Source organism: Enterobacter sp. C6 (assembly GCF_008122455.1).
Taxonomy (GTDB): domain Bacteria; phylum Pseudomonadota; class Gammaproteobacteria; order Enterobacterales; family Enterobacteriaceae; genus Enterobacter; species Enterobacter pseudoroggenkampii.
In genome coordinates this window covers 1-9,676 of record NZ_QPFW01000136.1, presented here as the reverse complement: position 1 = coordinate 9,676, position 9,676 = coordinate 1, and the positions used below count along the sequence as shown (strand labels likewise).

Sequence of the window (9,676 nt, the reverse complement as noted above, 5' to 3'; positions counted from 1 at the left end):
CAATCGGCGAGGCGATGCGGGTGTAGTTCAGGGTGACGCTGCGGGTGTCGAGGCGGGCTTTGGCCTGCTCCAGCGCGGCGCTCGCCACGTCCCGCTGCATGCGGGCATTGTCCACGTCGTGACGGCTGATGGCGTTGCTGCTGCCCAGGCTTTCAAAGCGGGAAAGCTGCTGCTGCGCCTGACGTAGCGTGGCTTCGGCGCTTCTCACTTCGGCCTGCGCCAGGCGCAGGGCGGCGCGCGGCTCGGCGTCGTCCAGCTCAAACAGCACGTCGCCTTTTTTCACGTACTGCCCGTCGCGGAAGTGGATTTGGGTAATCACGCCTTCCGTGCGGGCGCGCAGCTCAACGGTGTGGATGGCTTCGATGCGGCCCGGGATCTGGCGCTCGGCGGCATGGCCGGTCTGCTCCACGGTGGCGATGCGCACGGGAATGGCGGCGGCGAATACGGGTTGCAGGGTACTGACAAGAAGTGCAAACAGGACCGGGAGTTTCATGGGAGTACCTCAGCGTTGTTTCCCCTCACCCCGGCCCTCTCCCCAAAGGGGAGAGGGAGAAAACCGAGCCCAAGGGAGAGGGTTAGGGTGAGGGGTAAGGTTTTAGTTATGCAGACTTACGGAACCTGCGGGTCAGTCGCTTCTCGATTTCGACAACGAAGAACATCACGCCTGCAACGGCCAGGGTCACAAACCAGTAGCGCAGCGGCAGGGCTTCGGTACCGAACAGCATCTGCATAAACGGCAGGTAGATAATCGCCGCCTGGAGCAGGAACAGCACGCCCGTCACCAGCCAGATCCCTTTATTCGCCAGCAGGCCGCGGTTCAGGGAGAACCCTTCGGTATTGCGGCAGTTAATCATGTACACCCACTGGGCGCAGACCAGCATCTGCAGCAGCACGGTGCGGATGAACTCCGCGCTGTGGCCGCGCGGGGCCAGCCAGGCCTCCAGCGCAAAGGCGGCAATGGCAATCATGGTGCCGACGAAGGCCACGCGCCAGACGGCGTAGGCGTCCATCACGTGCTGCCCGGTCTGACGCGGCGGACGGCGCATGATGTTGCGCTCGGCGGCCTCAAAGGCCAGGCCGAAGGAGAGCGTGGCGGAGGTGGCCATGTTCATCCACAGAATCAGCACCGGCGTCAGCGGAATGATGTTCCCCGCCAGCAGCGCAATCACAATCAGCAGCCCCTGCGCCAGGTTGGTCGGCATGATGAACAGGATGGTCTTCTTCAGGTTGTCGTAAACGCGACGCCCCTCTTTCACCGCGCTGGCGATGGTGGCGAAGTTATCGTCCGTCAGGACCATATCCGCCGCCTCTTTGGTCACTTCCGTACCCTTGATGCCCATCGCGATACCCACGTCCGCCTGACGCAGTGCCGGGGCATCGTTCACGCCGTCACCGGTCATGCCGACGATTTCACCTTTGTCCTGCAGCGCTTTCACCAGGCGCAGCTTATGCTCCGGGCTGGTACGGGCGAAGATGTCATACTTCACCGCGGCGTCCGCCAGCGCGGCGTCGTCCATCTTCTCCAGCTCGTAGCCAGTGACCGCCTGCTCGCTGTTGGTGATCCCCAGCATCTGGCCAATGCTCATCGCCGTCTGCGGGTGATCCCCAGTGATCATCTTCACGCGGATCCCCGCCTGCTGGCAGGCGTTAATCGCGTCAATCGCTTCCGGACGCGGCGGATCCATCATCCCTGCGATGCCGAGGAAGATCAGGCTGTGGCTCAGGTCATCGTGCGTCAGCTCCTGCTCGCCGTTCGCCGGCCTGAACGCCGCGGCGACCATGCGCAGCCCCTGACGCGCATAGCGCTCCATCTCGCTTTCCCAGTACGTGCGGTTGAAGGCTTCCGCACCGTTGCGGGTCTGCTGCTCGGCGCACAGAGCGAAAATGACGTCCGGCGCGCCGGTGATCAGGATCTGCTCCTCCCCGCCAATCTGGTAGTGGGTGCTCATGTACTTGTACTGCGAGTCGAACGGGATCTTGTTAACCAGCGTGCTCATCACCGGCTCAAGGCTGGCTTTCGCCGCCAGCACCTTCAGCGCGCCCTCGGTTGGGCCGCCGGTGATGCCCCACAGGCCGCGCTCATCCTGAATCAGCTGGCTGTCGTTGCACAGGTCGATAGTGCGCAGGTACTGCTCCAGCACGGTACCCGGCTGGATCTGTACCGGCTCGTCGCTGCCTTCCAGGTATATGTTGCCCACCGGCTCGTAGCTGTTGCCATCCACACGGTAGCAGGCGTCGGCGGTGATGATGGCTTTAACCGTCATCTCGTTCATGGTCAGGGTACCGGTTTTATCCGAGCAGACCACGGTCATCGCGCCCAGGGTTTCAACCGTCGGCAGCTTGCGGATAATCGCCCGCTTGCGCGCCATCGCCTGCACGCCCAGGGAGAGGATGATGGAGATAATTGCCGGCAGACCTTCCGGTACGGAGGCGACCGCCAGGCTAATCAGGGAGAGCAGCAGCTCGCCCATTGGGATTTCGCGGAATACCAGGCTGAAGACAAACAGCGCGGCCATCATCGCCAGAATAATCGCGAAGATCGCTTTACCCAGCTTGTCCATCTGCACCAGCAGCGGCGTGCGGTGCTTTTCGATACCCGCCATCATCTGGTTGATGTGGCCGAGTTCCGTATCCTGACCGGTCGCGGTGACCACACCGACGCCGCCGCCCGCGCTGACTGTCGTCCCGGAGAAGACCATGTTGGTACGATCGCCCAGCGGTAATTCACCGCTCAGCGGATTAACGTGTTTATCCACCACGGTGGATTCACCGGTCAGAATCGCTTCTTCCACGCGTAAATTATGCGCTTCAATTAAACGCATATCCGCCGGAATACGATCCCCCGCGCGTAATACAATAATATCGCCCGGGACTATTTCAGTTGTGGGGATTGTTTCATGGTTACCGTTACGAATAACGCGCGCCTCGCTGGCGAGCATATTACGAATACTCTTCAGGGATTTTTCCGCGTTGCTTTCCTGAATATGGCCAATTAAGGCATTGATTACCGCCACGCCTAAAATAACCAGCGTATCCACCAAATGGCCCATTATTGCCGTTAATACGGCGGCGGCCAGCAGGACATAAATCAGCACATCATTAAAATGGGCCAGGAAACGCAGCCAGGCAGGTTTACCTTTTTTCTCCGGCAGCGCGTTCGGCCCTGTTTTTTGCAGACGCGCCTGCGCCTCTGCACGATCCAGACCGCTGGCCTTGCTCTGCGCGTGCGCAAGCACCTGCTCTGCGGTCTGCTGGTATGCCAGCCCGCCGGAAGGCGGCATGTTTGGGGACAATTTTTTTTCGGTCATCGTATTTTTCCTTCAATATCCGGTGAACTGAAGCCTGAATTCCTTTCGGGCTTAAATAAATTCATTTTAAAGTCTTGCGGGTAAAATTGATCTACCGCAATATAATGACTTCTCGGTTATTCAAAACTGATTAAAACTATTTCGATGACCTGATTTTTACAAAATATTTCTAAACCAATACTAAACGAGGGGGAACCATGTGGGGTATTTATCGCGGGCGCAGACTGGTGTTATACGTTATCGCGGCCATTGTTATTGCCACGTTAATTGGTTATAGCACCTATACATTTGTAAAATTATTTCCCTGATGCGGACGTTTATTTACATAACGCGATATTAATATAAACGCCGGGTCGTATGTTGTTATTAATTCGCAGTAATAATGTCTTTGTTTTATTCAAAAAGGCCAGCGGGGCTGATATTGCTTTACGTTACAGAATGCCGGACAATGACATTTTTAACTGACGATTAACATTACGATGAAACACCCGCTAGAATCGCTGCTCACCGCAGGCGGCATTTTATTGCTGGCCCTGCTTTCGTGCCTGCTGCTCCCTGCGCCTTCGCTTGGGCTGGTGTTGGCGCAAAAGCTGGTTCAGACCTTTCACATGGTCGATCTTAACCAGCTCTACACCATTCTGTTCTGCGTGTGGTTTTTACTGCTCGGGGCGATTGAATTCTTCGTGCTGCGTTTCGTCTGGCGACGCTGGTTTTCACTGGCGTCCTGAGCCCATAAAAAAGCCGGGTGGCGGCTACGCCTTACCCGGCCTGCACGCGACATGTTAATGTGTCTGGCTATGGTTCTCTTTACGGTACGCACCCGGCGGCTGGTTGAAGGTGCGGGTAAATATGCGGGTAAACGTCTGCTGCGAGTCAAACCCGTAGCGCAGGCAGATATCGTACACGCGAGCGTCGGATTCACGCAGGTCACGCGCCGCCAGCAGCAGCTTGCGCTCGCGAATATAGCGCCCGAGGCTCTCCCCTTTGTACTGCATAAACAGCCGCTGCAGGTGCCACTTCGAGTAACCCGCGTGGCGGGCAATCTCTTCTATACGTAATGGCTGATGCAGATTGTCGTCGATCCATTCGACGATAGTGTCGATAACTTGAGCGGAAATGGTCATACTGCTGTCCCCCTCTGCTTCTCGCTTAAACATTATTCCCACCACGCACGAAAGGTTTGTGCGCTGTCGCTTACCCGAACGGGCTCGCCCAGTTCCGGCGTCAGCAGCCGATAATTTTTATCCTTGCTGGCTTTTGCCAGCTGGATCAGCGGATCGTTCCAGGCGTGTTTCGCCAGCACGAAGCGTCCGTTATGTCCGGGCACCACGGCTTTCGCATTCAGATCCGCCGAGGCCTGCGCCGTTTCCTCCGGCAGCATGTGGATGTACTTCCAGTCCTGGTCGTACTGACCGTTTTCCATAATGGCTAAATCCACCTCGCCAAACTGCTCGCCGATAGCCTTAAAGTGCGGGCCGTAACCGGAATCTCCGCTGTAGTAAATCTTCTGATCTGGCGTAACGAACATAAAGCTGCCCCACAGGGTGCGATCGCGTTTAATGCCGCGCCCGGAGAAGTGACGTGCTGGCAGAACATGCACCGTCAATTCATCGCTGATGCGTACCGACTGGTTCCAGTCGCGCTCGTCAATAATCTCGGGCTTCATTCCCCAGTAGCGCAGGTGGGATCCCACGCCCAGCGGCGTCACCACCCGCTTCACCTTTGGCAGTAGTGCCCTGATGGTGGCGTAATCCAGATGATCGTAGTGATCGTGCGAGATAATCAGCAGGTCGATCTCCGGCATGCGTTCAGCGCGCCACGGATACTCGCCGGCAAAGGCCTTATTGAGGAACGAGAACGGCGCGGCATAGTTGCCAAGAACCGGGTCAATCAGGATCCGTTTGCCCGCGAGCTGCAGGTACCACGAGGAGTGACCGAGCCACACCAGGGTGTCCTGCTCCAGCGGCAGGCTCGCAAGATCGGTTTTCACCAGCGGAAGCGGCCGGGCCGGGCGGGCGTTTTCGGTTTTTTTGGTCAGAAATTCCCACATCGCGACCAGCATGTTTTTGTCACCGTTATAACCCGGCGTCGGCAGCGTATTGTGGAATTTCCCCTCGCGATACTGAGGGGAGGCCTCCACTTCAGTGAGCTGCTCACCCTGCGGCGGCTGGCCGAATCCGGCATTCAGAACAAACGGTAAACTCGCGGCTGAAGCAATAATCATGATTAACACCACGCAGATGAAGAGAGGTTTTTTCATATCCTGACCCGAAAACGCGCCCCATCCGATAGCGTGCGCAGGGTAAACTTGATTATGAGTGAGTAAGCACTCATTATAGATATGATGATAAAGTCGTCAAGACGTTTTCGATCTTTGACATTCCGCGTTGCAGCGTGTCAAAGCACGTGTTTCAATCAGGGTTTTAATCATTGACAGGGGGAACAATTTAGTGGCACGTCCGAAGAGTGAAGATAAAAAACAGGCCTTACTGGAAGCCGCAACGGCGGCGTTTGCACAGTCAGGTATCGCCGCCTCAACGGCGCTCATTGCCCGTAAGGCGGGCGTCGCCGAAGGTACCCTGTTCCGCTACTTTGCTACGAAAGACGATCTGCTGAATGCCCTCTATGTGCATCTGAAGCAGGATCTCTGCCAGACCATGCTGGCGAACCTCGATCGCACCATCACGCTGCCTAAAGAACATACCCGCAATATCTGGAACAGCTATGTGGACTGGGGTATACGTAACCCCGTTTCTCATGCGGCGATCCGCCAGATTGGCGTCAGTGAAAAGCTGAGCGTCGAAACTGAACAGGCGGTGAAAGATATGTTCCCGGAACTCCATGAGCTGTGCCGCCGCTCGGTGCGCCCGGTGTTTATGTCGGATGAATTTAAAACGTTTGGCGATGCACTTTTCTTATCGCTGGCTGAAAGCACGATGGAATTTGCCACCCGCGATCCGTCCCGCGCCGTTGATTTTAAAGCGCTCGGCTTTGAGGTGATGTGGCGCGGGCTTGCGTATGAGGACGCCAATGGAGAGTAAAGCCTTACAGGAGCACGCTATGCGTGTGGCCCTGGAACTGCCGTTCACCGAACACTGCTGGCCGTTCGGGCCGGAGTTTGACGTCTTCAAAGTGGGCGGAAAAATTTTCATGATTGTGGCCGTCGCGCACGGGCGGCCGCACGTCAGCCTGAAGTCAGACCCGGAGAAATCACTGTTAAACCAGCAGATCTACCGCGGGGTAGAACCCGGCTACCATCTGAGTAAAAAGCACTGGATTTCCCTTTACGGCACTGACGACGTGACGCCGGAACTGGTTACCGACCTCATTAATGACTCCTGGCATCTGGTGGTGGATAAGCTGCCGAAAAAAGACCAGAAGTGGATTAGGCCAGTCTGATTGTTCGTCTGAGACGAACAGATTAAGCGCTCGAATTGCACTTATCTTTTGCCGCTTCGCGCGGTAATCTGCTTTCCTTTCGCGCCCGCGAGCGGGCGAATTTCATCACCAGGAGTTGTTATGGATATCATTTCTGTCGCCCTGAAACGCCACTCCACCAAGGCGTTCGACGCAAGCAAAAAACTGACCGCGGAAGAAGCGGAAAAAATCAAAACCCTGCTGCAGTACAGCCCGTCCAGCACCAACTCCCAACCGTGGCACTTCATTGTGGCCAGCACCGAGGAAGGAAAAGCGCGGGTGGCGAAATCCGCGGCAGGCACCTATGTGTTCAACGAACGCAAAATGCTGGATGCATCTCACGTGGTGGTGTTCTGCGCGAAAACCGCGATGGACGATGCCTGGCTGGAGCGCGTTGTCGATCAGGAAGAAGCCGACGGTCGCTTCAACACCCCGGAAGCCAAAGCCGCGAACCATAAGGGCCGTACCTACTTTGCCGACATGCACCGCGTGGATCTGAAAGATGACGACCAGTGGATGGCGAAGCAGGTTTACCTGAACGTCGGCAACTTCCTGCTGGGCGTGGGCGCAATGGGCCTGGACGCGGTACCGATTGAAGGTTTCGATGCCGCTATTCTCGACGAAGAGTTTGGCCTGAAAGAGAAGGGCTTCACCAGCCTGGTGGTGGTGCCGGTTGGGCATCACAGCGTGGAAGATTTCAACGCCACGCTGCCGAAATCTCGCCTGCCGCTGAGCACGATTGTGACTGAGTGCTAATCAACACGGGCCGCTCTGTGCGGCCCGTTACGCTTTACTAATGACTAACCTGCGATGTGGATGCACGTCGCGATCGTATCCCCAGGCAAACGTAATCCAGCGCTCCTCCAGCTCGGCGTATGAACTCACCGGTGTTAAGTGCCACTCTTCACCTACCGTACCGTCCGCCACGCTTATCCGATAATTCATGCTGAACGCCCAGTCGATCATGCGTAACCAAAACCGCTGTCCGTCACCGGTTTGTTCGCTGTCAGAAACCACAATGTCGTATTCGCTTAGCACCCACTGGAAGAAGGATTGGGGTAATCCACTGATTACCCGCTGATGGACAGCGCGTGGCGTACGCCAGACCATAACCTGTGTCGCAGCCCCGTGGGGAAAGGTAATTTCTTTATGAAACGTCAACTTAACGGCATACGTCGTATAGGGTTTTCCGTCGTCGGTGGTGACGAGACGATATTCATCACCGTAGCGCGATTTTAACAGGCGATATCCCACCGGCAGCATAAATCCGGGCAGATGAAAATCCACCGTGCCCCGCGCAAGAAACGCTTCAGTATGTTCCACGTTGCGGGAGATAAGGCCTAATTTTTGGCTGAAATCTGCGGAATCAATCATCAGTGGCGACATGGTGGTTTCTCATGGCGTGAGTATAGACGACTTAACACCTCATCGAAATGATGTCGATTCAGTCGACTGGCTAAGTTAAACCCACCTTACACCTATCTCATCCACTTAGCAGAATCGGCTCTTACTCCCTGAAAGCCCCTCGCAAAAAAACTATTTCCCCTGCGCCGCCAGCCACGCCATCGCCCGCTCTCCTGCCTCATCTACCGGCAGATATACCAGCAAACGCGACCCGTTTCGCGGCGCGGAATACCAGTACATCTGCTGCAGCGTAAACTCCCCCAGCTCGGGATGGGTAAACAGCTTGAGCTGATTCTCCACGCCGCGCACGTCGTTACGCTGGTGCCACAGGGTTTTAAACTCTTCGGACACCGCAAAGAAGCGCGCCAGTTTGGCTTCCCACAGCGGGTCGGCCCGGTGCTCGGCCATCGCCGCGCGGAAATAGGAGACAAAAATGGGCAGCACATCGTCGCGTCTGCCGAGGCGCGCGCGCCACGCCGGATGCGTGAGGAACAGGTAAATACAGTTGCGGTCTTCCGGCGGGATTTCATTGAAATCCACCCCCATCAGGTGGCCGAAGCTGTCGTTCCACGCCACGATGTCGAAATTGGGTTTCTGGATGCTGGCAGGTTTTGGCAGCAGGGTGTCGAGCAGGCGGCGTGTGCCTTCGCTGATGCCCTCGCAGCAGACCGCCTGCGGCGCCTCACCCGGCGGCAAACCCGCTAACACAAACAGATGCCGGGCCTCGGTCGGAGTACATTGCAGCGCTTTTGCCACGGCCGCCATCACCGCGCTGGACGGATTGACGTCCCTGCCCTGCTCAAGCCAGGTGTACCAGGTTACGCCCACGTCAGCGAGCATCGCTACCTCTTCCCGACGCAGACCGGGCGTGCGGCGGCGACCGCTGCGCGGCAGGCCTAAGCGCTGCGGATCGAGGCTTTCACGCCGTGCGCGTAAAAATGCCCCCAGCTGTTTTCGGGTGTCATCCTGAAGTGAGACGACGGGTTCAGACATCAGCGCCATAAATCCCCCTGCATGGTAGTGCCAGTACCAGTATAAGCAAGAACTGGTACCCGTTTATCTGATGGTAGATGCTACGACCATCTGTTGAATGACGCAATGGAGTTACCATGAATACGTCAGTTGTTTCACCGGGTCGCGCTGGCCTGATATTGCTGTTAACCGGCCAGATGCTGCCGATGATTGATACCTCAATCACCAACGTGGCGCTGGACGCCATTACCCATTCACTGCACGCTACCGCCACCGAGCTGGAGCTGATCGTCGCGCTCTACGGCGTGGCCTTTGCCGTCTGCCTCGCGCTCGGCAGCAAGCTGGGGGATAATTTTGGCCGTCGCCGTCTGTTTATGTGGGGTGTGGCGAGCTTTGGTCTGGCCTCGCTGCTGTGCGGAATGGCGGGGAACATTGAACAGCTGCTCGCCGCGCGCATCGTTCAGGGCGCGGGTGCCGCACTGATCATGCCGCAAATTCTTGCCACGCTGCACGTGACGCTGAAAGGTACGGCGCATGCAAAAGCCATCAGCCTGTTCGGCGGCATCGGCGGGATT

Annotated in this window: 11 protein-coding genes; 5 read left to right on the top strand and 6 right to left on the bottom strand. The window is 57.0% G+C overall.

Going from position 1 to position 9,676, the window contains the following annotated elements:
* Together DOU50_RS02620 and DOU50_RS02615 are read right to left on the bottom strand one after the other, a co-directional pair.
* On the bottom strand, window positions 1-493 hold a 493-nt coding region (locus DOU50_RS02620), incomplete at its 3' end, for an efflux RND transporter periplasmic adaptor subunit (protein WP_148768731.1).
* A 106-nt stretch (window positions 494-599) separates the two neighbouring features.
* The gene (locus DOU50_RS02615; protein ID WP_148768730.1) at window positions 600-3,308 is read right to left on the bottom strand and encodes a cation-transporting P-type ATPase; all 2,709 of its coding nucleotides are present in this window, start codon (window positions 3,306-3,308) and stop codon (window positions 600-602) included.
* 479 nt (window positions 3,309-3,787) lie between these two features.
* On the opposite strand from DOU50_RS02615, the gene DOU50_RS02610 reads away from it, so the two are divergent.
* Entirely contained in the window at window positions 3,788-4,036 is a 249-nt protein-coding gene (locus DOU50_RS02610) for a DUF1158 domain-containing protein (protein ID WP_013097677.1), read from the top strand.
* A 54-nt stretch (window positions 4,037-4,090) separates the two neighbouring features.
* On the opposite strand, the gene DOU50_RS02605 is transcribed toward DOU50_RS02610, so the two are convergent.
* Both DOU50_RS02605 and DOU50_RS02600 read right to left on the bottom strand, forming a co-directional pair.
* The gene (locus DOU50_RS02605; RefSeq protein ID WP_010428317.1) at window positions 4,091-4,432 is read right to left on the bottom strand and encodes a RamA family antibiotic efflux transcriptional regulator; all 342 of its coding nucleotides are present in this window, start codon (window positions 4,430-4,432) and stop codon (window positions 4,091-4,093) included.
* Between the two features lie 32 nt (window positions 4,433-4,464).
* On the bottom strand, window positions 4,465-5,568 hold the full coding sequence (locus tag DOU50_RS02600) for an MBL fold metallo-hydrolase (protein WP_148768729.1): 1,104 nt from the start codon (window positions 5,566-5,568) through the stop codon (window positions 4,465-4,467).
* Window positions 5,569-5,758: 190 nt separating this feature from the next.
* Here DOU50_RS02600 and DOU50_RS02595 point away from each other — a divergent pair, with 190 nt between their 5' ends.
* The 3 genes from DOU50_RS02595 (at window position 5,759) to nfsB (ending at window position 7,481) form a co-directional block, all read left to right on the top strand.
* Window positions 5,759-6,349, top strand: coding sequence for a TetR/AcrR family transcriptional regulator (locus DOU50_RS02595; RefSeq protein WP_024906903.1), 591 nt, complete (start codon window positions 5,759-5,761; stop codon window positions 6,347-6,349).
* Window positions 6,339-6,707, top strand: coding sequence for an MmcQ/YjbR family DNA-binding protein (locus DOU50_RS02590; protein WP_024906902.1), 369 nt, complete (start codon window positions 6,339-6,341; stop codon window positions 6,705-6,707). Before DOU50_RS02595 ends, DOU50_RS02590 begins: the two co-directional genes overlap by 11 nt.
* Before the next feature lie 120 nt (window positions 6,708-6,827).
* Window positions 6,828-7,481: an oxygen-insensitive NAD(P)H nitroreductase gene (nfsB, locus tag DOU50_RS02585; protein ID WP_024906901.1), complete on the top strand. Its 654-nt coding sequence runs from the start codon at window positions 6,828-6,830 to the stop codon at window positions 7,479-7,481.
* A gap of 27 nt (window positions 7,482-7,508) precedes the next feature.
* Here nfsB and DOU50_RS02580 read toward each other — a convergent pair whose 3' ends face one another.
* Entirely contained in the window at window positions 7,509-8,111 is a 603-nt protein-coding gene (locus tag DOU50_RS02580) for a hypothetical protein (RefSeq protein WP_148768728.1), read from the bottom strand.
* A gap of 150 nt (window positions 8,112-8,261) precedes the next feature.
* On the bottom strand, window positions 8,262-9,131 hold the full coding sequence (locus DOU50_RS02575) for a helix-turn-helix transcriptional regulator (RefSeq protein ID WP_148768727.1): 870 nt from the start codon (window positions 9,129-9,131) through the stop codon (window positions 8,262-8,264).
* 107 nt (window positions 9,132-9,238) lie between these two features.
* On the opposite strand from DOU50_RS02575, the gene DOU50_RS02570 reads away from it, so the two are divergent.
* Window positions 9,239-9,676, top strand: a 438-nt coding sequence (locus DOU50_RS02570) for an MFS transporter (protein WP_148768726.1), incomplete at its 3' end; no start/stop codon positions are given.